We start from the raw sequence: 24,878 nt of genomic DNA, 5'->3' as shown, positions 1-24,878 counted from the left end.
TTATCTCTCGGTACTCATCTTAAGGGAAACCGAATCTAAGTCGCAATCAGCCTTAAGAACTTTCTCTAACTCATCAATATCATCATCGGAGATCTTGGTCTGCATAGGACAATGCTTTGGTCCACACATCGAACAAAATTCAGCCTCTTTATAAATATCAGCAGGTAAAGTCTCATCATGGTATTCCCGTGCCCGCTCAGGATCTAGAGATAAATCAAACTGCTTATTCCAATCAAAAGCATAACGAGCTCGACTTAATTGATCATCACGATTGCGTGCACCTGCCCTATGTCGTGCAACGTCTGCCGCATGAGCAGCAATTTTATAAGCAATCAACCCCTCTCTTACATCGTCAGGATTAGGAAGACCTAGATGTTCTTTTGGAGTGACATAGCACAACATTGCTGTGCCATACCACCCTGCCATCGCCGCCCCAATAGCACTAGTAATGTGGTCATAACCGGGAGCAATATCTGTAACTAAAGGTCCAAGTACATAAAAAGGAGCTTCATCACACTCCTCCATTTGCTTACGAACGTTGAACTCAATTTGATCCATTGGAACATGTCCAGGACCTTCGACCATGACCTGCACATCATGCTTCCAGGCAACTTTTGTCAATTCACCTAAGGTTTTCAACTCTGCCATTTGAGCTTCATCTGAAGCATCATGAAGACAGCCTGGACGAAGTGAATCTCCCAAGGAAAAAGAACAGTCATATTGCTTGAAGATCTCACAAATATCCTCAAACCTTGTAAACAGAGGATTTTGTTTATGGTGATAAAGCATCCATTGCGCAAGGATTCCTCCACCCCTACTAACTATTCCAGTAAGACGGCCTTTAGTTTTTGGAAGATGTTCAATAAGTAATCCTGCATGAATAGTCTGATAATCAACTCCCTGCTTGCAATGTTTTTCAATGATATGAAGGAAATCATCTTCAGATAATTTCTCAATCGAGCCATGCACACTTTCTAATGCTTGATAGACAGGAACAGTGCCTATAGGAACAGGTGAAGCCTTGATAATGGCCTCTCTAACCTCGTCAAGATTCACTCCCCCCGTTGATAAATCCATAACAGTATCAGCTCCATACTTCACAGCAAGTTGAAGTTTTTTGAGCTCCTCCTTCACATCACTCGCATTTGGAGATGCACCAATATTTGCATTGACCTTGCAGCTAGAAGCAATCCCAATTGCCATAGGCTCAAGATTTATATGATTGATGTTGGCAGGAATAATCATCCTGCCTCTAGCCACCTCTTCCCTAACTAGAGATTCTGGCAATTGCTCTCGTTGCGCCACATAAGACATCTCTTCTGTGACCATTCCTTGTCTTGCGAAATGCAATTGAGAAACATTGGCTTTACCTTTCCGTGCAGAAATCCAGGATGCTCGCATGTCTTTAAGGCGCTTGAAAAAATGAAAGGGCTAATTCTTTACAAAGATCACGCCCTTTCACTTCCCTTCGCCGGCGTAACCCAGATCAGGTTCAGAGGGTGTGATCTCAGCCAGAGAGGCAATGCTTCTCTTAGCACCCCTAGTGTGTTTAAAAGCTAGCGACTTTTTGAACCCCAAGCAGCAATTATGTATTTGAATTTTTTTATCGGATCTTCAAAAAATATCAACATTGATTGCAATGACTTTCCATACGACACAAATGAAAAACTACATATGGAGGGGGGATTGAACTCATAGACCCTTTCCATCAACATCTCTTAATGCCAACAAGATTTTTGAACGTCGAAGCTTTCTACTAGCTGCACTACTAACAATCAACCCAGTTCCTACCAAAAACGCAGGCAATGATTGCAGTCGATTGGTCTCATGCCTCTGAGTTAAGCCAAAAATAGAAATCAAAATGAGCAGAGGTGCTGCAAGTGAGAGCCAAATGTTACTCAGGAGTTTGAAAGATCGCGACAAAGTAATTTAACGTTAATTTATTTTCATCCAAGCTAACAAAGTAGCCATTATTACTCGAATGCCAAAAAATAAACTGCTTTCCTCTGGACAAAAATTACCATTATGTAAAGGAGCACATCCAGTCTTTCCTGCGACTCCTAAACGAAACATCGTGCCAGGAACAGTCACTAAAAGCTCTGCAAAATCCTCTGCACCAAGCGAAGGCCTATCTAGCTGCAACACCTTTTCTTGCCCTAATACCTCAATAGCAGCCTTTTCTAAAATAGATGTAAGTTCCGGGTCGTTATAAACAGGTGGAGCAATTCTTCGATACCTAACAACAGCTGTAGCTCCAAAAGTAGAACAAATGCCCTGAACAATTTCTTCAATCCATATAGGCAAACTTTCCGTTAATGAAGAATCTAAACAACGAACTGTCCCAAGTAAACGAACACGATCTGCAATCACATTAAAAGCTTTCCCTCCTTCAATTCGACCAAAACTAATCACAATTGGATTCAAAGCATCCAAACGTCTACTAATGGCCTCTTGGAGACCTGCTACAACTCTTGCTGCAATCCATATCGCATCAATTGACTCATGAGGTCTTGCTCCATGCCCTCCTTCTCCGAAAACTTCAATTTCCAATTCACCAGCTTCAGCTGTCAAAAGACCACCTTTCACACCAATCGTACCGACGGGTAAAGATGGGCAAACGTGAACCCCAAAAAGAGCCTCTAGATTATTAATCGCTCCATCTTCTTTCATCCATCTCGCGCCCTGAGCTAATTCTTCTGCTGGTTGAAATAACAAACGGACCCGTGCAGATAACGAAGCTTCTTGGGCAAGAAGTCTGCCAATGCCAATGCCTATACAAGTATGTAAATCATGACCACAAGCATGCATTAATCCGATTCGTTTAGAGGAATATGGCAAACCTGTTCTTTCTTCAACAGGCAATGCATCCATATCCACTCGAACGCCAACTAATGGTCCTGTATCAGGTCCAAACTCAGCCAGGACACCTGTTCGACCAACAGCCTCTCGAACTTCCCAACCATGACTTCTAAGATCACCAGCAACTAATGCGGCAGTTTGATGCTCCTCACCACTTAACTCAGGATGCGCATGCAAATGTCTCCGGATTTCTAGTAATTCAGACTGAATTTTCTCAAGCTCTGTAGCAAAAGAGGACGAAGAAAAATTACTCATGGTTTCTCTAAAGCTAGAAAAGCCATCAAATCCTCGGTAGGTCGAGGTGGCCAACGACGAATCTTCAATAGCCAATCACGTTGCCTATAGCGATTGTCAAGGCCTGAAGCAGCCGCCCAATTGCTTTCCGCTTCACCATAAAACCCTTTTCGCCATAACAAAGCACTTAGAGCAGCACGGGCATCTGCCATCATCGGATACCTTCTAATGAGATTTCTTAGCTCAACTTCTGCATCATCAAATTGCTCCAACTGATAATCAGACAAAGCCTTACTAGAACGAGCCAAAGCGAAGCCAGGTCTGGCAAAAGCAGCCTGACTAAATAATGCCTTCGCTTGGTCCCAATCACCCTTGAAGCCAGAAACATTTGCGAGATTATAAAGAGCAGAAGCATTATCAGGCTCTCTTTCGAGTATCCATTTGTAATCGATAATTGCCGAGTCCCAATCTTTAAGAGCCTCTTCCGCAATCCCACGATTTAGATGCGGATCTATTTCAAAAGGGCTCAACTTCAAAGCATTTGTCTGATCAAGAATCGCGCCATTTGGATCACCAAGCACCAAACGAACATTTCCACGATTACTCAAAGCAGCAGAATCATTCGGTGTCATTTCCAGAACCTCATTCCAAAGAATCAGTGCTTTAGGGAAATCACCATCATTAGTAGTTTGAAGAGCTGTTTCAAACTTTTGTTTTACTCCTAGAGAAGACGAAGCCTGTAAGGGTTGGACCATGCCAACAAATAAATACAAACATAAAAACAGGTTTAAAACTAAACCTTGAAAACTTTGACTAAATAAATAAATCATTTTCCATCTGGCCAACCAAGATGACTCCTCCCTTCATTTGTAACTACTCTGCCTCTATTGGTGCGCTTTAAAAAGCCTAATTGAAGAAGGAATGGTTCTACAACAGATTCAAGTGTATTTGGATCGTCACCAAGAGCAGCGGCAATTGTCTCAAGACCCACTGGACCACCATCAAAAGATTCAAGAATTAATTTCATCAAACGACGATCATTCGAATCAAGACCTTTTCTATCAACACTATGAAGAGACAAAGCCTCATCTACTAATCGTTCATCAATGAAGGATTCTCGACCTTTTACCGATGCAACATCTCGAACTCTTCGCAAAAGTCGATTGGCAATTCTTGGGGTACCTCTACAACGCAAAGCTATCTCCTTAGAGGCATTATTAGTTAAAGGTAAGTTCATTAATCCGGCTGTTCGCTCAACGATTAAGTGAAGTTCATTCAATTGATAAAAATTTAACCTTTGAATCAATCCAAAACGATCTCTCAAAGGAGAGCTAAGCAAGCCGGCCTTCGTGGTTGCACCCACAAGTGTAAATGGAGCCAACTGAAGCATTCGTGTACGTGCAGTTGTCCCCCTCCCAACATTTATATCAAGCCTTCGATCTTCCATAGCGGGATACAAAAGTTCTTCGGCAACTTTGGAAAGACGATGAATCTCATCAATAAACAACATTTCTCTTGGTTGCATATTTACTAACAGTCCAACGATGTCACGGGGTCTCTCAAGCGAGGGTGCACTAGTGATACGACACCTAACTCCCAACTCTTCTGCCAGAACTAGTGCCATTGTTGTCTTCCCTAAGCCAGGGGGGCCATACAACAAAACATGATCTAAAGCATCTCCTCTCCCTAACGCAGCTTTAACCGCGATTTCCAAAACCTGCTTCAACTCTGATTGTCCAATGTAATCCTGTAAAGATCGAGGCCTAAGACCATCCTCTATTGATGTCAGCTGATCTTCTTGCGACAATGCAGCATCCATCACCCTAGGCCTGGACCTGGAAGATTTTGAAGACGGGCTGCCGTCACCAGAAGAGACAATCGCCATGTTGCAAGGGTACTTAAAACTGAATGCATTCGGAGCATTCTCTAAATCTCATGAGTAAAAAAAAAGGTAAAAAAGCAAATGCTAAAGAACGATTAAAGGCCCAACGACTTTTGGCCGATAATCGCCTCGCCAGACATCAGTATGAAATCCTTGAAACCCTTGAAACTGGAATCGAGCTATTGGGAACAGAAGTTAAGTCAATTAGAGCTGGCCAGGCAAATCTTAGAGATGGTTTCTGTCTAATTCGTAAAGGCGAATTACACCTGCACAATGTTCACATATCACCAAATAGTCACTCGGGTAGTTATTTTAATCATGAACCATTACGAATACGAAAATTACTTGCTCACCGTAGAGAAATTAAAAAATTAAAAAATCAAATTGAAAAAAAAGGGTTAACATTAATTCCATTAAATCTTCACTTAAAAGGCTCATGGATCAAAGTTTCATTAGGTATTGCTAAAGGTCGAAAACTTCATGATAAAAGACAGGCCGAAAAGAATAAGGAAGCTAAGGTTGAGACAAGAAATGCTCTTGCAAGATATTAACCACATTCACATTGAAAAACATCTCTCCTTGCAATGGTTTTTTGAAAAAGTCTATTAATTTCCACGGTCACGGGTGAACAAAAAAATGAGCCAGAACGAACAACGTGAAAAAATTCGAGTAATCAGAGAAAACATGATCACTCAAATCGAAGATCTTTACAAATCAACCTTTGAAAACCTAACTGAACAAGGCATTGAGGATAAATACCTGGCCAAGATCACTCAGCTGCTTTTGAACTCGAAGGAAGCAGCTGTTACTTTCTTAAAACAAGAAGTCGAAAATCCTATAATCACAAAAGCTGCCAACCCACATTGAAGGTGTGCTGACTGAAATCATAATCGGAGAAATCTAATTCCTGCCAATCATGCAGCATCCATGATTTATAAAGTCAAGAAGAAAACTCAGCTTTTTGGAGCTGGTGGTTCAAGACTCACATTCTCTGGGGGAGGTGTTGGATCAGGATCAGCTATCAGCATATGCTGCAGCACAATTTCTGGTCTTTCACTATCGCGCCATCGGATGCGATAAGCCGGCATCTTGGTACCTCTGCTGGTGGTCTGTTCAACAGGTTCAATAACCCAGCCTCGCCGCGAACGGCCCTGGGGATTGCGCTTGACCACCGCATCGGTGTGCTTGAAGCGGAAACCTACGCGCTCACCACTCATCTCTTAAGGACATTGCCACTACATCAATTATCCACTTTGATGGTTCCATCTGTGTGAATTATGTCCTTGAGTCCGGTCGAAGTAGAGGAAATGCAATCACATCCCTAATAGATGGGCTATCAGTGAGCAACATCACCAAGCGATCAATCCCAATCCCCAAGCCTCCTGTCGGAGGCATACCAACCTCAAGTGCTTGAAGAAAATCTTCATCAACACCATGAGCTTCCAAATCACCAGCTTGCCGTCGAAGTTGCTGGACCTCAAAGCGCTCCCGTTGATCAATTGGGTCTATCAATTCGCTAAATGCATTTGCAGTTTCCCTTCCAGCAATAAATAGCTCAAAACGTTCAACAAGCCCGTGCTTGTTGCGATGAGGTCTAGCCAAGGGAGAAATCTCAATGGGGTAATCAAGAACAAATGTTGGCTGAATCAAATTAGGTTCAACTGCTTCTTCAAACGCAACATTTAATAAACGTCCAACTGTGTCAGCAGCTTCTGGAACGTTTAGGCCGATCGATTGCATTGCCGCCGCCGCAGAATCTCTTTGATCACTAAATGTATTGAAATCAATCCCCGTAGCCTCTTGAACCAGCTCATGCATCGTGGCCCTTCTCCAAGGGGATGACAAATCAATCACATTTCCCTGATAGGAAATTTTTGTTGACCCACAAACATCTAAAGCAACTGAAGAAATCAACTCTTCGGTAAGTTTCATCATGTCGATGTAGTCAGCAAAAGCCTGATAAATCTCTACAGATGTGAATTCAGGATTGTGTCTTGTGCTAACTCCTTCATTACGAAAGATTCTACCTAGTTCATAAACACGCTCAAAACCACCCACAACTAACCTTTTAAGATGCAACTCCGTAGCAATTCGAAGATAAAGAGGGAGATCAAGCGTATTGTGATGAGTTACAAAAGGTCTGGCCTCCGCACCTCCCGCCTCTGACTGCAAAACAGGTGTCTCAATCTCTAAAAATTCTCGTTTATCTAACCATCGGCGAATAGATCTCACCGTAAGTGCACGCCTTCTAAAAGTTTCACGAGATTGAGGAGAAACAACTAAGTCCAAATATCTTTGCCGGTAGCGCTTCTCGACATCGGACAAACCATGCCATTTATCAGGCAGAGGCTGTAATGATTTACTGAGCATTTCCCATTTCCTTACCTTGATAGAGAGTTCACCTCTATCAGTTCTTCTTAAAGTTCCATACACACCTATCCAATCTCCTACATCTACAAGGGTTGTTAGCTCTTTAAAAGCATTTAATTTCTCCCCTTTAGAACTCACGGATTCAAGGATTGCCTTCTCCAAAAAAAGCTGTATTTGCCCTGTCTCATCAGCAAGTGTAAAAAAAGCCAGTTTCCCCAAAACTCGCCTAGCCATAACCCGACCGGCTATAGCAACCTCTAAATCAAGCTCTTGGCCTTTACCAAGGTCAATATGATCTTCTTGTAATTGAGAAGCAGAATGCGTTTTTTTAAAACGCATTGCATATGGACCCTTTCCTAAATCCCTAAGGGTTTGAGACTTTTCAAGACGGGTCTCACGAAGATCAGACAAGGCCTTCAAAGCACACGGGCGTAATATTGCCGGTTAATTGGACAAATAAAAGCCATTGACCAATGGGTTTATCAACTGGCTATAACCGCAGGGAATTCACCCATTCTTTGAGAAGCGTAACCAATACCTCGTACCGTAAGAATTAATTCTGGATTTCTTGGGTCTGGCTCAAGCTTTCCTCTCAGTCTTGCAACGTAAACATCAACAACTCTGAGATCAGCAGCACGACGTGGAGGATAGCCCCACAACTGTTCAAGAATCTCTGCTCTTGGCACTACTCGTCCTGGCTCTCTAAACAAAAGCTCTAACAAACTAAATTCGGTATAGGTCAATCCAATACGTTCTCCAGCTCTACTTACCTGCCTTCGATTCGTATCAACTACTAAATCACCCACTCTGAGAACTCCTTGACCTACTGGAAGTTCTCGGGGCTCTGCAATTGAAGTCCCAGGACCTACCCTGCGGAGAATAGTTGCAATCCTTGCTTCTAATTCTTTAGGGCTAAATGGTTTTGAAAGGTAATCATCAGCTCCTAAATCTAAACCTGCAACTTTTTCTGAGATTGCCTCTAAGGCTGTTAAAAAAATAATCGGAACACATGACTCTGCTCGAAGTCTTCTGCAAACTGCGAAGCCATCTAATTTTGGAAGCATCACATCTAGCACAACTAAATCAGGTGACTCCCGATGAAATACTTCTAGTGCCTGTTCACCATCCTCAGCGGACAAAACCTTGTAACCGGCTAACTGAAGGCGAGTTACTAGAACACGTAATACAGCTGGTTCGTCATCAACCACCAAAAGAGTGGCCTTTGGGTTCACTGGGCCCTTCTGATCAGCTGAGCTATTAATGCTTTCTAAATGGGATGAACCGCCCCCACGCATCAGCAATTCCTCATAAAGAAAATCAACTATATACTTTCGACAAAATCAAAAGGCGCTAAAAAGATCAAAAAGAAGCCTTTTTCCAAATTTTTTAAGGTTTTACACTTACGTATTTATACTTAATTTTTCAACTAATTTCTCATGAGACTTGTTAGGTCTGCATTCCCCTTAATCTTTAGCCTCATCCTTGATTAGCTGAATCTCGAAACAGTTCTTGAAATCTTTCAAAGAATCATACTCAATATCCTTCGAAAACAAGAACAGCAAAAAATCTTTTTTAGAAGTTCAAAAAATATGAATATTCTAAGCATCCGAATTAAAGCTTTTTCTCAACTTCCTTCGTCTTAACAACACCAAAAACCCAGAACTTATCAATGGTGCAGACAAACCTGTTAGAACAGATTGAATGATTAAGGTTTGCCATGCCCAACTAATAATTATATTACTCGGATGATCATGATGGAAAAGTACAATCTGTACCAATAAACTAAGACTAGAAAAAACTGATCCCAACCAAGCCAGAAGACCCAAATTTAATGTCCCCTCAATCACTGATCCATATCTTCCTAACCAACCCCACCAGAAACCAAGTGCCATTAATACAGGCATAAGGGTTGCTCCACCAACACTAAGTGCATCTAATAACAAACCAAGAAAAAACCCAGCCATGACAGCGGCAAACATGCCTTCTTCAAGAGACCATGGCAATAACCACAACACAGCCCAACAAGGTCCCACTCCTGCAACACTTAACCACTTAGGAGCCAAGAGAGTTAAAAAAGGGACTGTCAACAATGACAGCCACCAAGAAGTCTTATAAAAAGTCTTGAGCATCAGCGCGTCCTGACTTGAACCCAATCAATAGCTTCAGGAGGGGCAATCAATTGAACATTTGCTATCGGAGAAGGTAACGCACCAGCATCAATAGATTGAATGACTCCTACAGGCAGATTAGGAGGCATCAAAGTACTGATTGGTGAAGTACTCACAAGATCTCCTGGCGCAACCTTTGGTTCAGTATTTAAGAAAACCAATTGAGGTCGATTAGTTCCATTACCGATCAACATCCCATGTTGCTGATTTCTAGACACCCAAACTGCAACTTTGCTAGCAGGAGAAGTTAATAAAAGGATTCGAGAGGTTACTGGCGTAACACTACTAACTCTCCCAACTAGTCCACCTGGACCAATGACTACATCATCCTTAGCTATTCCATTCAATAGTCCCTTACCAATTTCTAATTGTTGCCACCACCCTCCATATCTACGAGAAATAACTGCTGCAGAAATCAGTCCTTTAGCTTTAGTCTTACTATCCAAAGAAAGCAATAACTTAAGGCGATCATTTTCCTGCTGAAGCAAATTTAATTTCGCTTTTTGTTCTACCTTTAAGGCGCCTTCAATCCATTCCCTTTGAGCCTGACCAGGCCAAAATGGTTTTGTAAATAATGCATAGAAATCAGAAAAAACAGCACCCTTGGTAAATCGAACTGCAACAAGAGCTGTAGTTAAAAATAACCAAGGAGCTAAACGACGTAACAAACGCCAACGCTGAGAAGCTCGCCACAACTGAGCTCTCATCTAAATCAGTTCTTAACAGCAGACCTAGCAAATTCAGGAGTATCAAGAACCCGCCTAAGCCTCTTGAAGTCCTCCAAGACTTGGCCACATCCATTTACGACACAAAGCAAAGGGTCTTCTGCTACATGGGTAAAGATCCCGGTTTCATGGCTAACTAAATCACTTATCCCCCTTACTAAAGCTCCACCACCAGCCAACATGATGCCTCTATCAACAATGTCAGCAGCAAGCTCAGGAGGGGTGCGTTCAAGAGTTCTTTTTACTGCATCAACAATTTTGTTTAGTGGCTCAGCCATAGCCTCACGTAAATCACCAGCTTGAAGATTTACCGAGCGTGGTAAGCCAGAAAGCATATGCAGACCCCTCACATCCATTGATTGCAAATCAAACTCATTGTCAGGAAAAGCTGATCCAATACGAATTTTAATTTCCTCAGCCGTGCGCTCTCCAACAACAAGATTATGAACTTTCTTTAGATACGTTCCTATCGAATCATTGATCTCATCTCCAGCCACGCGAACCGACTCACTTAAAACTGTTCCTCCCAAACTCATTACAGCAACTTCAGTAGTCCCCCCACCAATATCAACAATCATCGTGCCTATAGGTTCAGTAACAGGCAACTTTGCGCCAATGGCTGCTGCAACAGGTTCATCGATTAAATGAACCTCTCGAGCACCTGCCATACCAGCTTCTCTTACAGCCCGTCGTTCAACACCTGTGACTCCACTAGGTATGCCAACTACTAAACGGGGAGCAATAATTCCTCTACCTTCATTGCATTTCTGAATAAAGCTTTTAAGCATCTGTTCAGCTGCATCGAAATCAGCAATAACACCATCACGCAAAGGTCTAACAGCGCGAATATTGCCTGGTGTCCTACCAAGCATCAACTTGGCATCATCACCAACAGCCAACGGAACCCCTTCCTCTAAATCCATTGCAACAACAGAGGGCTCCTGAAGGACAATTCCTTTCCCTGATACGTAAATCAGAGTATTCGCTGTCCCCAGGTCAATACCAATATCCCTGGATAGCTTGAAGCGTCTAAAAAACACGAGTGAAAGAGCCAATCCGGCGAATCATAGGGGCAGTTGGAATTAAACCCAATGAAGTAAAGCTTTAATAGATAAAACTCCTATAGTTATTTGACTGTAAATTCCCCCATTATTAATAAAATCACCATTACCTTTTTGAGAAATGAGTGTTAATTCCGTCACATTAGTCGGTCGGGCAGGCAGAGACCCTGACGTTAGGTACTTCGAATCAGGTAGCGTTGTCGCGAACCTAACCTTGGCTGTTAATCGAAGAAGTCGCGACGAAGAACCAGACTGGTTCAACCTAGAAATTTGGGGAAAACAAGCACAAGTTGCAGCTGACTACGTTAAAAAAGGTTCACTAATTGGTGTTGTTGGCAGCTTTAAATTGGATCGCTGGAATGACAAAAATAATGGTGAAGAAAGAAGTAAGCCTGTAGTTCGTGTTGAACGCCTAGAACTAATGGGTTCGAAAAGGGACCAAGAGGGAAGTGGCTACAGTAATTCTCCGAATCAAGACGAAGTGCCTTTTTAATAAGGCAAAAAAATAATCAATGATTATTATTTCTTCTATTCCAAGCTCGAAAGATCAACCAACAAAAGGAAATTATTAATAAAGTTGCAAGCAAAGTCTTTATAATCTTAGAAACAGGCTCAATCCAAGTTTCAACAGAACTATAACTCTCACCTAACGCAAATCCTGCGAGGGTAAGAAGTAATGTCCAAATAAAACTCCCTGCCGTTGTCCAAAGTAAAAATGGGCTCAATGGCATTAGTTCTATTCCTGCAGGCACAGAAATTAATGTTCTAATACCTGGAACTAATCTTCCCCAAAAAACTAATAAAGAACCATATCGACTAAACCAGCTTCTACTCCTTGACAACTCATCAGGACTAATGCCAATCCAACGACCATTTCGCCTTAACCATGCTTCTAAGCGTTCTTCATTTGCAAATCGGCCAATGTAATACCAGGGAAAAGCTCCGAGCAAAGTACCTAATAAACCAGCAAGAACAACAGGGAAAAGCTGCAATTGACCTTGATGAACATAAAATCCACCTAGTGGCATTATCAATTCAGAGGGAATTGGCGGGAATAAGTTTTCAAGAAACATTGCCAAAAAAATTGCCAAATATCCCATCCATTGATTGGCTGCAACAGCTTGTCCAATTAATTGAGGTAATTGCGAAATAAAATCAGAGAAATCCATGCCTTAATTCCTATCAAGTTGTCAATATCTATAGTGATCTGGCTTATAAGGACCTTCAACGGGAACACTTATATATTTGGCTTGAGTTTCTGTTAACTCAGTTAACCTTGCTCCAATCCTATCAAGATGTAATCGAGCAACCATTTCATCAAGATGCTTTGGCAATACATAAACTCGATTTTCATATTTATCTTTTTTAGTAAACAACTCTATTTGGGCTAAAACCTGATTCGTAAATGAATTGCTCATTACAAAACTTGGATGACCTGTTGCACAACCTAAATTTACCAATCTACCTTCAGCAAGAAGGATAATTTTATTTCCACTCGGCAAAGTTATATGATCTACTTGAGGCTTTATTGATTCCCACTCATAATTCTTCAATGAAGCTACATCAATCTCATTATCAAAATGACCAATATTACAAACAATAGCTTCATCCTTCATGCGAATCAAATGCTCATGTCGTATTACTTGAAAATTTCCAGTTGCAGTAACAAAAATATCTACATCTTGAACTACTTCTTCCAATCTTACAACCCGATAACCCTCCATTGAAGCCTGAAGAGCACATATTGGATCAATTTCAGCAATCATGACAGTTGCACCCAATCCTCTCAAGGATTGAGCTGAACCTTTCCCTACATCTCCGTAGCCCAATACAAGAGCAATTTTGCCTGCAACCATTACATCAGTAGCTCGTTTAATTCCATCTACTAAGGACTCTCTACACCCATAAAGATTATCAAACTTACTTTTAGTAACTGAATCATTAACGTTAATCGCTGGGAAAACTAACTCACCTCGTTTATGCATCTGATAGAGGCGTGCCACACCCGTTGTGGTTTCTTCGGTTACACCTTGAATAGTCCTTTTAATTCGTGAATAAAAAGATGAATCTTCCTTTAATTTGCTTCGAATAGAAGCAAATAATGCGACCTCTTCATCATTATTCGGGTTATCCAATACAGCAGGTTCTGATTCTGCCTTCGATCCAAGCATTACCAACCCAGTTGCATCACCTCCATCATCCAAAATCATGTTGGGTGAGCCTCCATCACCCCATTCAAGAATATGGTGTGTATATTTCCAATACTCCTCTAAAGTCTCACCTTTGACAGCAAAAACGGGGACTCCTGTAGCAGCAATAGCCGCAGCAGCATGATCTTGTGTAGAAAAAATATTGCACGAAGCCCAACGAACCTCCGCACCTAACGAGACAAGAGTTTCAATTAAAACTCCTGTCTGAATGGTCATATGCAAACTTCCAGCAATACGCGCTCCTTTAAGAGGCTGTTCATCCCCATACTTCGACCTAAGGGCCATTAAACCAGGCATCTCAGTTTGAGCTATTGCAAGCTCCTTCCGTCCAAAGTCGGCTAATTCCATGTCCGCGACAACGAAATTAGGGGTTTGCTGAATTAGGGAATTTGAGACTTTCGCTGCCACCATGGTTAGAGCTCTTGAGAGGAAAATGTGAAAGAGAAACACGACGAAAGCTCAAAGGCTTCCGAATCACCTAAGAGCCAATCTACTGATAAAGGTTTAATCCTCAAAGATTTAGCCAGTACAAAAAAACTTGGAGAATCTCTTGTTTCAGAACTCGACAATGTTGGAATTCTCCTCCTTAAAGGACCTCTTGGGGCTGGAAAAACCTCTCTTGTTCAAGGTCTTGCCTTGGGATTAGGAATATATGAACCCATTACAAGCCCGACATTTGCCCTTTCACAACATTACCAAGGAGAAACCTTTGCGTTAATACATTTAGACCTATATCGAATCGAAAATATTGATTCAGCCAATCAATTGTTCCTGCAAGAGGAAGAAGAGGCCAAAGCAAAAAGAGCAATCATAGTAGTAGAATGGCCCGAAAGATTAAGCCTAAACTTAGTTGAAGCATTAGTCATAGAAATACAATACGAACCAAATGGTGGTCGTAGAGCATATTTAAAAAGACCTCAAATAAAATTCAAAAATTTCTCTACTTCAGCCTGAGTGGGTTGAGGGTCAATTGCTCCAGATCCAGAACATGTAATCGCACCACATGCGGCTGCAAAACGAACAACTTCATGGAAGTCAATAGTTTTATTTTCAGAATAAGAGTCTAAAGCTAATTTATGAAGAAATCCTGCCATAAAAGCATCACCTGCTCCCGTAGTATCTTGAACAACTTTTGGTACTATTGTTGCTGTTTGACCAGAGTTACCACCCAAAAACCAATTAATAGGTCTGGCACCATCTGTAATAACCACATCAGGTTTTTTTGATAAGGATAATGATATCTTTTTAGGGTCATCATTTTCAAAAAACCATAGCGCCTCCTCTCTAGCAAGTTTTAGCAAAGATGCGCACTCAAAAAGATATGTAATCTCTTTTATAGAAAGCAAATTTGGTCCTGTAGTTGGATCCATATTGGGATTCCAGAAAGTTGGCCGCCAATTCACATCAAATACAATATTAATCCCTTGTTTAATAGCCATATCAACAATCCAATGTAAAGCCTCTCGAGATATTGGACTCGCCAAAGGAATAGATCCTATTAACAACCAGGAAACCTTTTTAGACAGTATCTGGAATGTCTCTTTTAATTGATTTATATCAAGTGCTTGATCAGCAAAACCATCACCCTGATCTCCTTCAAACCCATTAAAAGTCCTCTCTCCACAGTTGCTTCTACGTACTAATACAATCCGGCAAGGTCTCTTGAAATCAGTCTGTAATCCAATTATATTAACACCTCTAATTTTCATTAGATTCCTAAATTTATCTGATATAACATCACTACCTAAACGGCCTATAAAAGCAACATTGGTCCCTAATTTTGCAAGACCACATGCAACATTGGCTGGTGCACCACCAAAACAATCAATAACAGGTTTATCTATTAATGGATCTCCACCTAAGGGTCCTAAGCGATCCACTAATGCCTCACCAAGGCAGGCAACAACTGGCAAAGTTCTAGTCACTGACAAATAAACTTTAATATAAGGGATAAATTAAAGCTAATAAAAAAATTATATGGATTTTATATAATTCATTAACGCATCAATAATCTTTGTATTAGCAGCTGGAAATGGATACTTATTAAGAGATTTAGGCTCAACCCATCGAACTTGTTGACTGGCTAGTGGCTTTGGTTCTCCACTAACATATTCGCAAATATGAACCACAAATCGCAATCTTTTATGGCTATAAGCATGAGCAAAAGAAATTAATTCTTCGCCAACTTCAACGGTAATCGCAAGTTCCTCAATGATTTCTCGCGAAACTGTTGATTTAATCGGTTCGCCTTGTTCTTGCTTTCCTCCCGGGAATTCCCACATCCCTCCCAACAATCCATCATTCTTTCTCTGATCAATAAGGACTTCCCCCCTCTGATTAAAAATCACTCCTACGCCTATCACTTGAATGGACAACCTTCTTGATTCCATTTTCACTGGGAAACTACTTTGCTGGCCAATAGAGTACGCAAAACACCTTTCAACAAGAGGACATAAAGAACATTTTGGATTACGTGACGTGCAAACTAAAGCTCCAAGATCCATTAGAGCTTGATTGAAATCCCGTGGTCGTTCCTTATCCAACAACAAAAAACTCAATCGCCAAAGCCTCGAATCAACTGATTTTGAAGGGGGTTCTTTACATCCAGTTAATCTCGTCAAAAGACGTCGAACATTCCCGTCAAGTATGGGGAAAGGCAAATTAAACGCACTAGAAAGAATGCTTCCAGCAGTTGTACGACCTATACCCGGCAAAAGCATCCAACCTTGCAAAGTGCGAGGCCAAGCATCACCTTTTAAATTCATTGATGCTCTATGAATACTATGAGCTCTCCTGTAGTAGCCGAGTCCCTGCCAAATAAGAAGGACCTCTTCTAAAGGCGCTTCAGCAAGCAAAGAAACATTAGGAAAAGCATCCATCCATCTCTTCCAGAAAGGCAACATCACACCAACTTGGGTCTGCTGAAGCATGATTTCAGCAATCCAAATTCGATATGGATCTAGTTCACAAGTAGTTTGTTCGTGAGAAGGCTTCAAATCGAATTGATCCGAAGCCTTTTTCCAAGGCAAATCATGACGGCCATAAACAGCCCACCAATCCAGAACTCTTTCACGAACATATTTGAATGAAATAATAGTATCCATCAATAATTAATCTTTAATTTCCAAGTCATTAAATTTTCTCCTTAGGAACTAATAGCAATTAACAGCAAAAATACCGTATAATTCAGCAAGATTAAACATATTAATGGCTGCAAAGAAAGACAAACATCAACGGCTCAAGTTTTCCTCTTCAATCTTCTTTCACTAAAAATACCTTTAAACAATGTCGGAAAAAACTTTTCCAAACTCAAATCATTTAAAACATGGTATATGGGAATGGAAAGGTCACAATATTGCCTGGACAAGCAAGGGTTCAAAAAGCAATGAACTACCGGCTGTTTTGTTAATACACGGCTTTGGAGCATCCAAAGAGCATTGGCGTCACAATCAAAATTTTATAGCAAACAAAACAAACTGCTTTGCTATTGATCTCATTGGTTTTGGTAATAGCAGTAAACCAAAAGCAAGACTAAAAGAGGAACCGACAGAGGAAAAAGATTTCTGTTATTGCTTTGACTCCTGGGGAGAACAGGTGGCTAACTTTTGCCAACAAATTATTAAAGATAGAGTTATTCTAGTGGGAAACTCCATAGGTGGTGTAGTTGCACTCACTGCTGCACAACATCTAACCAAGACATGTGCAGAAATCATTCTTATAGATTGTGCACAAAGAACTATGGATGACAAACGCCTTAGTGAGCAGAAATATTGGATGCGAATAGTCAGACCATTCCTAAAAACGATCGTCCGCCAAAGATGGCTCAGCAATAGCTTATTTAGAAATGCAGCCAATCGCACTGTAATTCAAAAAGTACTTAGACAGGCATACCCAAGTGGGTGCAATGTTGATGAGGAACTGATTGATCTTCTGCACAGACCTAGTCAAAAAATGGGAGCAGCTGAATCATTTAGAGGTTTTATTAATCTCTTTGATGACCATTTAGCTCCAGACCTTCTAGCAAAAACTGATACACCAGTTCACCTAATTTGGGGAGAGGCTGATCCTTGGGAACCGATAGCATTAGCAAAAAAATGGAACTCTTCTATCCCATGTATTCATTCACTTGACATTATCCAGGGCGCAGGACATTGCCCTCATGATGAAAAACCTGAGCTAGTCAACCCTTTACTATTAAAAATTATTCAAGCAGCAATATAAGCGTCATAAGACTTACTTTTTTGTCTTAATAGTCTTAGCCCATCTCGCTCTAAATTCCGTATTCGATCACGACTCATTCCCAAATCTCTCCCGATACCAGTAAGGGTCATGGGATCATCTCCATCAATCCCATATCTCTTTCGCAATACAAGACCTTGTATTTCTGGTAACTGATCAATTAATGCATGTAAATCTCCTTTCATGCAATCAGCTTCGACTTTTTCACTAGGTAGGCTTTCTTCTCCTGGAAGTAAGTCAAGCAGGATCGTGTCATCACCCTCTCCTACTTTCTTTTCCAAACTCATTGGTTGACTAGCTCTATACATCAATTCCTTGACTTCTTCTTCTTTTAGCTCAACAAATTTCGCCAATTCCGATATAGAAGGAGTCCTTGCAAGCTTTTGACTTAATTCTCTTTGACCTTTTTTCAGTTTGTTCAACATTTCAGTGACGTGAATAGGCAAACGAATAGTTCGGCTTTTCTCAGCCAATGCCCTTGTTATTCCTTGTCGAATCCACCAGTAGGCGTATGTCGAGAATTTATAGCCTCGAGTAGGGTCAAACTTTTCTACCCCTCGCACTAATCCGAGAGTACCTTCTTGGATTAGGTCCAAAAGCTCCATATTCCGTTTCGTATATTTCTTTGCAACGCTGACAACCAAACGCAAGTTTGCAGCGACCATACGCTCTTTAGCGCGTCGCCCAGATTTAAGTTTTTTCTTTAGCTGGGTAATGGAAATCCCTGCTGCTTTAGATAATTCGTCAAAACTGGGCTTCTCACCATTGGTTAGTTCTAATTCGGTGCCCAACTGCTCAAGAGACATCAGCTCCTGGACTTGTCTTCCTAAAGTAATTTCTTGATCATTCGTCAACAAAGGAACACGACCTATATCACGTAAATATGAGCTGACCAGGTCTAGATCTCCTCCAGGCTGACGAGTGGACTTCACCACAGCCTTAACGGAATCTTTAGTCAACAGTGCAGAGGCCACGAATCAATTTATTGCGTTATGTAAAGCGTACTACTAAGAAGTGTAAAGATAAAGATTTAGGGGATTGTTTAGGTATTAATACTCATCAACTTACTGGGTTCATGTGCCTGAGCAACCATGCTGCAGTACGCAAATAGATTAAAACCCCTGCAACATCAGTCGCTGTAGTGATAAATGGTGCAGACATCAGGGCAGGATCCAGCCCCATGCGATCAAAAAAAAGTGGCAAAGCGGCTCCTGCAGTGGCAGCAAGAGTAGTTATTGCCATAAGGCTTATCCCCACCGCAGCCCCCACCAAAGGACTCTCCCCTCGCCACCAAGCAAAAGGCACAACAACTAAAAGCATTAATAATCCAAGAAGTGCACCGGCTATCGCCTCTCGAGCAACTGCCTTTAAAGGCCCTAAAGCTTGAATCCTTTGTGTACTAAGACCTCTAATTACAACGGTGGAACTCTGAGCGCCAACATTGCCCCCAGTTCCAATCAAAAGGGGAATAAATGCTGCTAACAAAACAACCTGCTTCAACACAAGATCATTCATTGCAATTACTTGAGTTGTAAAACCATTTGCCACCACAAGTACCACTAACCAAACCACCCGCCTTCTAGCAACCATGAATAAATTACTTTGAAAATAATCATCTTCATCACCAGCTTGAACTGCACCAGCGGCATACAAATCTCTAGTTGCTTCCTGCTCAATCACATCAATAACATCGTCAACAGTCACAATTCCTACAAGTCTTTGTTCTCTATCAACTACTGGAAGCGCAAGAAAGTCATATCGCTGGATCGCTCTTGCAACCTCTTCCTGATCTGTGTCCGTAGCAACGCTTACCACCTCTCTAGTCATCACATCGCCAATGCGTGATTCGGGATCTGCAGTAACTAAATCCCGTAATGACAGGATTCCAGTCAAATGTCTTTTCCCATCAGTCACATAAAGGCTATAAACCGTCTCTGTATCTGGCGCCCTTTTACGAACAATGGTTAGAGCTTGAGCTGCACTGTGAAATTCCTTTAAATCAATAAATTCTGGGGTCATCAGCCTTCCGGCAGTCTCTGACTCATAGCCCAGCAATTGTGCTGTAACTCTCCTCTCAGAAGGACTTAATTCAGCAAGTAGTCTTCGGACAACTTTTGCTGGCAACTCATCAAACAATTGAACCCTGTCATCTGGTGACATCTCCTCAACCAATTCAAGAACCTCACTTGAACGAAGTCTGTCAAGCAAACTCTGTTGAACTCCTGGATCCAAATACTCATATACCTCGATGGCCTCATCCTTACTTAATAACCGGAATGCAAAAGCCTGCAAAACCAAAGGTAAAAAGCCAATAGCTTCTGCAATATCAACTGGCTGAACAGGCTGCAGCAAAGTTTTTGCTCCGTCATAATTGCCATTGGAAAGCAAAGCTTTCAAATCTGCGGCAACTACTTCTGCAAGCTGAGGATCATTGACTACTGATGCAACATGACCTGGCGGCCCAATTTCCTGTTTCATAGGCACACCATGGAGGCTTGATTAAGTGTATGGCTTAACCTTGACGAAATTAGTTTTTTTGTGAGTAAACCATGGACATAAACGTAAGCGACGTTCTGGTTACAACACCAGATGGAAAAAAGAAAGCACTAGGTGACTACAAAGAACGGGTTCTTTTAATCGTAAACGTGGCAAGCCGGTGCGGGTTCACCAAACAATATGAAGGGCTCCAATCACTGCAAGACGAATATGGAAAACAAGGACTAACGGTTCTTGGCTTTCCTTGCAATGACTTCGGAGGACAGGAGCCTGGGGAGCTTGAGGAAATCAAAACATTCTGCAAAACAACCTATAACGCAACCTTCGAACTCTTTGCAAAGGTGCACGCAAAAGGCAACACGACGGAACCATATACAACACTTACAAAAACAGAGCCCAAAGGAGATGTCGCATGGAATTTTGAAAAATTTCTCATAAACAAACAAGGCAAAGTAATTGGAAGGTTTAAGAGTGATATTGAACCTAATAGTAGCGAGCTCAAATCAGCGATCGAACAAGCTTTAACCAACTAATTTTTTGCCAAGATAAAATCCTAGAAATGCAAAGATCAATGCTAAACTTGTGTGACTAATTATTACCCAAAACAATCCCAAGAAATTATTTTTTATAGCAAGAAACAGTAAATCACCCATCAAAGTACTAAATGTTGTCATAGAACCACAAAAACCAATTCCCATCATTATGTAATACTTCTTTGAGAGTTTAGCTCCAAAAAAAAATCCTAAAAGAGCCGCCCCAATAACATTCACTAACAAATCATTGTTCAAGTGCCACCTGATCAAAGCTCCAGGAATAGCTCCTAAGGAAAGCAAAGCATAAGTATTTAACTTATTACTTGTGAACAATTTTCTTTACCAAGCTTTTCCAATGCTATATCCAATTACTATTGCAACGAACCCTCCGATTAAAGAGAACAAAAAAATTAGAATGGCGTCTTTATATCGATCATCAAATATGCTTTGCAGAATATCCAAAATAAAAGAAGAAAATGTGCTCAGACTCCCTAGAAAGCCTACTCCAAAAAACAAAATCAAAGAGTTCAAACTTGCTTGAGAAAAAACCAATGGCTCTATAGAAATAAATAGCCCCAATGCAAAAGAGGCAAGAATATTTACTGTCAAGGTACCAAGAAAAGTTAGTTCATAGATTGATTGAAAATATCTAACAAAATTGAATCTTGCCAATGTACCAAAACAAGCACCTATCGAAACAAAGAAAAATTGAGAAAGAACTATATTATCCTCAAGCATCTATATCTAACCAGCCATTTCTTACGGAATTAATATTAAAATTATGTTCGTATAAAACATGAACATAAGTCCACACTTGGCCATCTGATTCTTGCCAATATTTCAAGATTGTCAAAGGTGTTCCAGATGGAACTGACCTCAGAACAGGTGCTTTTTTTAAAGGGCTAGCTCTCAATGCAGTATCTCTTGTAGTTAAAAAAGGATCAGAAGATTTGCGAGAACGAATCTGTGGTATCAAAAATTGCGCACCTCCAGCAGGTAAAGAAATAGGGGCAAGCAGTGAAATCCCTAGTAACCAACCCCATCGTATAAAAATACCCATTTAAACTATTTCTAAATATCGAGAGATGCCAAATCTAATTCAGCACTATGGGTTTCTATAAATTCGCGACGAGGAGCAACTTTATCGCCCATCAGAATAGTGAAAATTCTATCTGCCTCTAGTGCATCTTCTATCTCTACTCGTTTCATCATTCTTGTGGATGGATCCATTGTCGTCTCCCATAACTGCTTTGGCATCATTTCACCTAGTCCCTTAAATCGTTGAATTGTGTAATTGGCCTTTTCACCAAATCCAGAAAGAGTCTTCTGCAACTCTGACTCGTTATAGCAATAATTATGATTCTTACCTCGCTCAACCTTATATAGTGGTGGGCATGCGATGTATATATATCCACCCTCAACTAACTCTTTCTGATAACGATAGAAAAATGTAAGCAACAATGTTCTAATATGAGCACCATCCACATCAGCATCAGTCATAATCACTACTCGATGATAACGTAAATTATTAAGATCAAATTCCTCTCCTTTAATACCTAAGCCCAATGCAGTTATCAGAGATTGAATCTCTGTATTTTTATAGATTTTTGCATCATCTGTTTTTTCAATATTAAGAATTTTCCCTCTCAATGGAAGAATTGCTTGAAAACGTCTATCTCTGCCTTGTTTTGCAGATCCACCCGCCGAATCTCCTTCAACAATATATATCTCAGATTCCGAAGGGTCTCTAGAACTACAATCAGCCAATTTCCCAGGCAAAGTAGAGCTTTCCAAAACACTTTTTCTACGGACAAGTTCACGTGCTCTACGAGCAGCTTCAGCAGCATTAAAAGCTTGTATTGCCTTTTCAAGAATAAGGTCAATAACAGAAGGATTAAATTCCAAATATTGACTAAGAGATTCTCCAACTAAATTATCAACAATTCCACGAACTTCGGTATTACCAAGTTTAGTTTTTGTTTGCCCTTCAAATTCTGGCTCAGGGACCTTAACAGACAACACTGCTGTTAAACCCTCCCTAATATTTTCACCAGCCAAATTAGAATCACCGTCTTTACGTTTACCTCGCTTTCGTGCAAAAGCATTAAGAGTTCTTGTAAGAACCGTTTTCAAGCCTTCTATATGAGTCCCACCATCAACTGTTCTAATGTTATTTGCAAAACCTAAAATGCTATCCGAATATGCATCAACACACCATTGCAGAGCTGCCTCAACTTGTACACCATCTTTCTGTGAATCTACATAAATAATATCTGAATGAAGGGCATCTTTCTCTGTATTCATATATTTGACGTATTCTTTAATTCCACCTTCATAAAAATAAATCTCTTCATGAGGGTTACCTTCCGAATCAAGAGAAGAAGAACGCTCATCTCTAAAAACAATCTTTACTCCTCCATTTAAATAAGCAAGCTCCCTCAATCTTGTGGATAAAATTGCATATTCGAAAACAATTCCGCCAGTAAAAATATCTATATCAGGTTTAAAATAAACCGTAGTTCCAGTAGAGGCATTTTCTTCTTTTGGTTGTTTCTCAGATTTCAAAATTCCTATAGGAACACCTCTTTCAAATCGTTGAGTATGAACTTCGTTCTGTCGACGAACCTTAACTTCAACCCATTCACTTAGTGCATTAACTACTGATACTCCTACTCCATGCAACCCACCAGAAACCTTGTAACCACCGCTTCCAAACTTGCCTCCAGCATGGAGAACTGTAAGAACTGTTTCTAAAGCGCTTTTTCCAGTTCGGGGATGGATATCAGTTGGAATTCCCCGCCCATTATCACGAATACAAGCTGAGCCATCCTTACAAAGGACAACAACAATCTCATCGCAATGGCCTGCCAATGCCTCATCAACTGAATTATCAACTACCTCATAAACAAGATGATGCAATCCTCTTGGGCCTGTAGAGCCGATATACATGCCAGGACGTTTTCGTACTGGCTCGAGACCTTCCAGAACCTGGATTTGTTCGGCGCCATAGGCCGCCTGCACCTTGGAATCTTCGCTCATTCGTAGAATTCTCAGCCAAAGAGGGGTGTTCCAAGAGGCCTCATATAGAGAACCCTCAAACTGGCATATTTAATCTAACACTGGCTCACTAGGGATGCTCGAGCAGAGCTTTTCTGACAAGGAAAAAGCCTAGCTTTGAACACAATGAAAAATTCTACGGAAACGCAAAAAGCAAAAGATTCATTAGTAATTGTCCTGCTAGGACCAACTGCTAGCGGTAAAACGAAATTAGCTCTAGAGATAGCAAAAGTCCTTGATTTAAGCATCATTAACATTGATTCTCGGCAGCTATATAAAGGGATGAACATAGGGACTGCAAAGCCCACCAAGGATCAACAAACCCAAGTAGAGCACCATCTGCTTGATTTAAGACTCCCCAATCAGCCAATAACGGTGCAAGAATTTCGCCTTGAAGCAGAAAAGAAAATTGAGCAATCTTTTCAAGACAGAGGCATTGCCTTTTTAGTTGGCGGCAGTGGTCTTTATCTAAAAGCTATTACAGCAGGGCTTAATCCCCCGGCTATAGGCCCTCAGAAATCATTGAGAAAACAATTACAAGACCTGGGACAAAATGAGTGCTATCAAATTCTTTCCAGTTCAGATCCAAAAGCAGCAGCCCGCATCTCATCAGCGGATGCAATGCGCACAGAACGTGCTCTTGAAGTCCTTTATGGAACCGGCAAAGAAATCAGTTCTCAACAAAGCGCTTCGCCTCCTCCTTGGCAAATTATTGAACTAGGGCTTGACCCAATTGACCTAGCAGATCGCATCGCCAAAAGAACTTCAACAATGTATTCAGAAGGACTTCTAGAAGAAACCGATGAATTAACGCAACGCTACGGACCAGAACTACCTATGCTAAAAACTATTGGTTATGAAGAAGCCTTAAAAGTTCTGAACAATGAACTGAATACCCAAGAAGCCATAGCCATCACAACAACTCGTACCCAGAAATTTGCTAAACGCCAAAGAACATGGTTTAAAAAACAACATGAACCACACTGGTTAAAAAATGAGAATGCCCTAATTAAAGCTCTTACATTAATCCCTGAGATTTAGGTT

General features: G+C 40.9%; 27 protein-coding genes, 1 pseudogene and 1 riboswitch. Of the genes and pseudogenes, 7 read left to right on the top strand and 21 right to left on the bottom strand.

What is annotated here, in order from left to right:
- The 5 genes and pseudogenes from thiC to ruvB form a co-directional block, all read right to left on the bottom strand.
- Positions 1–1,401, bottom strand: coding sequence for a phosphomethylpyrimidine synthase ThiC (gene thiC, locus SOI84_RS06875; protein ID WP_320673812.1), 1,401 nt, complete (start codon positions 1,399–1,401; stop codon positions 1–3).
- Between the two features lie 45 nt (positions 1,402–1,446).
- A riboswitch (TPP riboswitch) is annotated at positions 1,447–1,552 on the bottom strand.
- 140 nt (positions 1,553–1,692) lie between these two features.
- A complete protein-coding gene (locus tag SOI84_RS06870) occupies positions 1,693–1,923 on the bottom strand; it encodes a DUF3188 domain-containing protein (RefSeq protein WP_320673811.1) in 231 nt (76 codons plus the stop codon).
- Positions 1,924–1,935: 12 nt separating this feature from the next.
- The gene (locus SOI84_RS06865) at positions 1,936–3,114 is read right to left on the bottom strand and encodes an amidohydrolase (protein ID WP_320673810.1); all 1,179 of its coding nucleotides are present in this window, start codon (positions 3,112–3,114) and stop codon (positions 1,936–1,938) included.
- Positions 3,111–3,848: a tetratricopeptide repeat protein gene (locus SOI84_RS06860; protein WP_320673809.1), complete on the bottom strand. Its 738-nt coding sequence runs from the start codon at positions 3,846–3,848 to the stop codon at positions 3,111–3,113. Before SOI84_RS06860 ends, SOI84_RS06865 begins: the two co-directional genes overlap by 4 nt.
- A 71-nt stretch (positions 3,849–3,919) precedes the next feature.
- Positions 3,920–4,870, bottom strand: a pseudogene (gene ruvB, locus SOI84_RS06855) (Holliday junction branch migration DNA helicase RuvB); the annotation flags it as partial.
- Between the two features lie 158 nt (positions 4,871–5,028).
- Here ruvB and smpB point away from each other — a divergent pair.
- Both smpB and SOI84_RS06845 read left to right on the top strand, forming a co-directional pair.
- Positions 5,029–5,526 carry an SsrA-binding protein SmpB gene (gene smpB / locus SOI84_RS06850; RefSeq protein ID WP_320673807.1) on the top strand — a complete coding sequence of 166 codons (498 nt, stop codon included), beginning with the start codon at positions 5,029–5,031 and terminating at the stop codon, positions 5,524–5,526.
- Between the two features lie 85 nt (positions 5,527–5,611).
- Complete coding sequence (locus tag SOI84_RS06845) at positions 5,612–5,842, top strand: hercynine metabolism small protein (RefSeq protein ID WP_320673806.1); 231 nt, start codon at positions 5,612–5,614, stop codon at positions 5,840–5,842.
- Positions 5,843–5,928: 86 nt separating this feature from the next.
- Here the strand turns inward: SOI84_RS06845 and SOI84_RS06840 are convergent, their stop codons facing one another.
- From SOI84_RS06840 to SOI84_RS06815, 6 genes are all read right to left on the bottom strand, one after another.
- A complete protein-coding gene (locus SOI84_RS06840; protein WP_320673805.1) occupies positions 5,929–6,192 on the bottom strand; it encodes a hypothetical protein in 264 nt (87 codons plus the stop codon).
- Between the two features lie 58 nt (positions 6,193–6,250).
- On the bottom strand, positions 6,251–7,756 hold the full coding sequence (lysS, locus tag SOI84_RS06835; protein WP_320673804.1) for a lysine--tRNA ligase: 1,506 nt from the start codon (positions 7,754–7,756) through the stop codon (positions 6,251–6,253).
- 71 nt (positions 7,757–7,827) lie between these two features.
- Positions 7,828–8,640, bottom strand: coding sequence for a response regulator transcription factor RpaB (gene rpaB / locus SOI84_RS06830; RefSeq protein WP_320673803.1), 813 nt, complete (start codon positions 8,638–8,640; stop codon positions 7,828–7,830).
- A gap of 303 nt (positions 8,641–8,943) precedes the next feature.
- Entirely contained in the window at positions 8,944–9,474 is a 531-nt protein-coding gene (locus tag SOI84_RS06825; protein WP_320673802.1) for a rod shape-determining protein MreD, read from the bottom strand.
- Entirely contained in the window at positions 9,474–10,220 is a 747-nt protein-coding gene (mreC, locus tag SOI84_RS06820; RefSeq protein WP_320673801.1) for a rod shape-determining protein MreC, read from the bottom strand. Before mreC ends, SOI84_RS06825 begins: the two co-directional genes overlap by 1 nt.
- Positions 10,221–10,225: 5 nt before the next feature.
- Positions 10,226–11,278 carry a rod shape-determining protein gene (locus tag SOI84_RS06815; protein WP_320675408.1) on the bottom strand — a complete coding sequence of 351 codons (1,053 nt, stop codon included), beginning with the start codon at positions 11,276–11,278 and terminating at the stop codon, positions 10,226–10,228.
- A 142-nt stretch (positions 11,279–11,420) separates the two neighbouring features.
- Between SOI84_RS06815 and SOI84_RS06810 the strand changes: the two genes are divergently transcribed.
- Positions 11,421–11,792, top strand: a complete 372-nt coding sequence (locus SOI84_RS06810; protein WP_320673800.1) for a single-stranded DNA-binding protein — start codon at positions 11,421–11,423, stop codon at positions 11,790–11,792.
- Positions 11,793–11,808: 16 nt separating this feature from the next.
- On the opposite strand, the gene SOI84_RS06805 is transcribed toward SOI84_RS06810, so the two are convergent.
- Positions 11,809–12,468 carry a DedA family protein gene (locus SOI84_RS06805; protein WP_320673799.1) on the bottom strand — a complete coding sequence of 220 codons (660 nt, stop codon included), beginning with the start codon at positions 12,466–12,468 and terminating at the stop codon, positions 11,809–11,811.
- Between the two features lie 21 nt (positions 12,469–12,489).
- Positions 12,490–13,920, bottom strand: a complete 1,431-nt coding sequence (gene ahcY, locus SOI84_RS06800) for an adenosylhomocysteinase (RefSeq protein ID WP_320675406.1) — start codon at positions 13,918–13,920, stop codon at positions 12,490–12,492.
- 24 nt (positions 13,921–13,944) lie between these two features.
- Here ahcY and tsaE point away from each other — a divergent pair, with 24 nt between their 5' ends.
- Positions 13,945–14,463 (top strand): tRNA (adenosine(37)-N6)-threonylcarbamoyltransferase complex ATPase subunit type 1 TsaE, encoded by a 519-nt coding sequence (gene tsaE, locus SOI84_RS06795; protein WP_320673798.1) that lies wholly within the window; start codon positions 13,945–13,947, stop codon positions 14,461–14,463.
- Here tsaE and SOI84_RS06790 read toward each other — a convergent pair.
- Together SOI84_RS06790 and mutT are read right to left on the bottom strand one after the other, a co-directional pair.
- Positions 14,427–15,434, bottom strand: a complete 1,008-nt coding sequence (locus SOI84_RS06790) for a carbohydrate kinase (RefSeq protein ID WP_320673797.1) — start codon at positions 15,432–15,434, stop codon at positions 14,427–14,429. The genes tsaE and SOI84_RS06790 overlap by 37 nt on opposite strands.
- Positions 15,435–15,482: 48 nt before the next feature.
- Positions 15,483–16,613: an 8-oxo-dGTP diphosphatase MutT gene (gene mutT, locus SOI84_RS06785; RefSeq protein ID WP_320673796.1), complete on the bottom strand. Its 1,131-nt coding sequence runs from the start codon at positions 16,611–16,613 to the stop codon at positions 15,483–15,485.
- A 181-nt stretch (positions 16,614–16,794) separates the two neighbouring features.
- Here mutT and SOI84_RS06780 point away from each other — a divergent pair, with 181 nt between their 5' ends.
- Entirely contained in the window at positions 16,795–17,730 is a 936-nt protein-coding gene (locus SOI84_RS06780) for an alpha/beta fold hydrolase (protein WP_320673795.1), read from the top strand.
- On the opposite strand, the gene SOI84_RS06775 is transcribed toward SOI84_RS06780, so the two are convergent.
- The gene (locus tag SOI84_RS06775; RefSeq protein ID WP_320675405.1) at positions 17,715–18,710 is read right to left on the bottom strand and encodes an RpoD/SigA family RNA polymerase sigma factor; all 996 of its coding nucleotides are present in this window, start codon (positions 18,708–18,710) and stop codon (positions 17,715–17,717) included. The two genes, SOI84_RS06780 and SOI84_RS06775, sit on opposite strands and share 16 nt — an antisense overlap.
- Positions 18,711–18,807: 97 nt before the next feature.
- On the bottom strand, positions 18,808–20,226 hold the full coding sequence (gene mgtE, locus SOI84_RS06770) for a magnesium transporter (RefSeq protein WP_320673794.1): 1,419 nt from the start codon (positions 20,224–20,226) through the stop codon (positions 18,808–18,810).
- A 71-nt stretch (positions 20,227–20,297) separates the two neighbouring features.
- Here mgtE and SOI84_RS06765 point away from each other — a divergent pair, with 71 nt between their 5' ends.
- Positions 20,298–20,777: a glutathione peroxidase gene (locus tag SOI84_RS06765; RefSeq protein WP_320673793.1), complete on the top strand. Its 480-nt coding sequence runs from the start codon at positions 20,298–20,300 to the stop codon at positions 20,775–20,777.
- Here SOI84_RS06765 and SOI84_RS06760 read toward each other — a convergent pair.
- From SOI84_RS06760 to gyrB, 4 genes are read right to left on the bottom strand one after another with little or no spacing between them, the layout of a single operon-like run.
- Entirely contained in the window at positions 20,766–21,110 is a 345-nt protein-coding gene (locus tag SOI84_RS06760) for a fluoride efflux transporter FluC (RefSeq protein WP_320673792.1), read from the bottom strand. The genes SOI84_RS06765 and SOI84_RS06760 overlap by 12 nt on opposite strands.
- A gap of 6 nt (positions 21,111–21,116) precedes the next feature.
- On the bottom strand, positions 21,117–21,515 hold the full coding sequence (locus tag SOI84_RS10010; protein ID WP_414153585.1) for a fluoride efflux transporter FluC: 399 nt from the start codon (positions 21,513–21,515) through the stop codon (positions 21,117–21,119).
- Positions 21,508–21,837: an SH3 domain-containing protein gene (locus SOI84_RS06755; protein ID WP_320673791.1), complete on the bottom strand. Its 330-nt coding sequence runs from the start codon at positions 21,835–21,837 to the stop codon at positions 21,508–21,510. The genes SOI84_RS10010 and SOI84_RS06755 overlap by 8 nt, the downstream gene beginning before the upstream one ends.
- Before the next feature lie 11 nt (positions 21,838–21,848).
- Positions 21,849–23,816, bottom strand: coding sequence for a DNA topoisomerase (ATP-hydrolyzing) subunit B (gene gyrB, locus SOI84_RS06750; protein WP_320673790.1), 1,968 nt, complete (start codon positions 23,814–23,816; stop codon positions 21,849–21,851).
- A 144-nt stretch (positions 23,817–23,960) separates the two neighbouring features.
- Between gyrB and miaA the strand changes: the two genes are divergently transcribed.
- Entirely contained in the window at positions 23,961–24,875 is a 915-nt protein-coding gene (gene miaA, locus SOI84_RS06745) for a tRNA (adenosine(37)-N6)-dimethylallyltransferase MiaA (RefSeq protein WP_320673789.1), read from the top strand.
- Positions 24,876–24,878 lie beyond the last annotated feature (3 nt).

Source organism: Prochlorococcus sp. MIT 1341 (genome assembly GCF_034092415.1).
GTDB lineage: Bacteria > Cyanobacteriota > Cyanobacteriia > PCC-6307 > Cyanobiaceae > AG-363-P08.
Note: the sequence above shows the minus strand (reverse complement) of the source record. Positions and strands in the feature narration are given on the sequence as shown.

Coding starts and splice junctions, on each gene's coding strand:
- gyrB (WP_320673790.1), bottom strand. CDS start 23,816: ATGAGCGAAGATTCCAAGGTGCAGGCGGCCTATGGCGCCGAACAAATC.
- ahcY (WP_320675406.1), bottom strand. CDS start 13,920: ATGGTGGCAGCGAAAGTCTCAAATTCCCTAATTCAGCAAACCCCTAAT.
- miaA (WP_320673789.1), top strand. CDS start 23,961: ATGAAAAATTCTACGGAAACGCAAAAAGCAAAAGATTCATTAGTAATT.
- SOI84_RS10010 (WP_414153585.1), bottom strand. CDS start 21,515: ATGCTTGAGGATAATATAGTTCTTTCTCAATTTTTCTTTGTTTCGATA.
- SOI84_RS06780 (WP_320673795.1), top strand. CDS start 16,795: ATGTCGGAAAAAACTTTTCCAAACTCAAATCATTTAAAACATGGTATA.
- rpaB (WP_320673803.1), bottom strand. CDS start 8,640: ATGCGTGGGGGCGGTTCATCCCATTTAGAAAGCATTAATAGCTCAGCT.
- smpB (WP_320673807.1), top strand. CDS start 5,029: ATGAGTAAAAAAAAAGGTAAAAAAGCAAATGCTAAAGAACGATTAAAG.
- thiC (WP_320673812.1), bottom strand. CDS start 1,401: ATGCGAGCATCCTGGATTTCTGCACGGAAAGGTAAAGCCAATGTTTCT.
- SOI84_RS06825 (WP_320673802.1), bottom strand. CDS start 9,474: ATGCTCAAGACTTTTTATAAGACTTCTTGGTGGCTGTCATTGTTGACA.
- SOI84_RS06860 (WP_320673809.1), bottom strand. CDS start 3,848: ATGGTCCAACCCTTACAGGCTTCGTCTTCTCTAGGAGTAAAACAAAAG.
- mgtE (WP_320673794.1), bottom strand. CDS start 20,226: ATGAAACAGGAAATTGGGCCGCCAGGTCATGTTGCATCAGTAGTCAAT.
- SOI84_RS06840 (WP_320673805.1), bottom strand. CDS start 6,192: ATGAGTGGTGAGCGCGTAGGTTTCCGCTTCAAGCACACCGATGCGGTG.
- mreC (WP_320673801.1), bottom strand. CDS start 10,220: ATGAGAGCTCAGTTGTGGCGAGCTTCTCAGCGTTGGCGTTTGTTACGT.
- SOI84_RS06805 (WP_320673799.1), bottom strand. CDS start 12,468: ATGGATTTCTCTGATTTTATTTCGCAATTACCTCAATTAATTGGACAA.
- mutT (WP_320673796.1), bottom strand. CDS start 16,613: ATGGATACTATTATTTCATTCAAATATGTTCGTGAAAGAGTTCTGGAT.
- SOI84_RS06765 (WP_320673793.1), top strand. CDS start 20,298: ATGGACATAAACGTAAGCGACGTTCTGGTTACAACACCAGATGGAAAA.
- SOI84_RS06810 (WP_320673800.1), top strand. CDS start 11,421: ATGAGTGTTAATTCCGTCACATTAGTCGGTCGGGCAGGCAGAGACCCT.
- SOI84_RS06865 (WP_320673810.1), bottom strand. CDS start 3,114: ATGAGTAATTTTTCTTCGTCCTCTTTTGCTACAGAGCTTGAGAAAATT.
- SOI84_RS06845 (WP_320673806.1), top strand. CDS start 5,612: ATGAGCCAGAACGAACAACGTGAAAAAATTCGAGTAATCAGAGAAAAC.
- SOI84_RS06755 (WP_320673791.1), bottom strand. CDS start 21,837: ATGGGTATTTTTATACGATGGGGTTGGTTACTAGGGATTTCACTGCTT.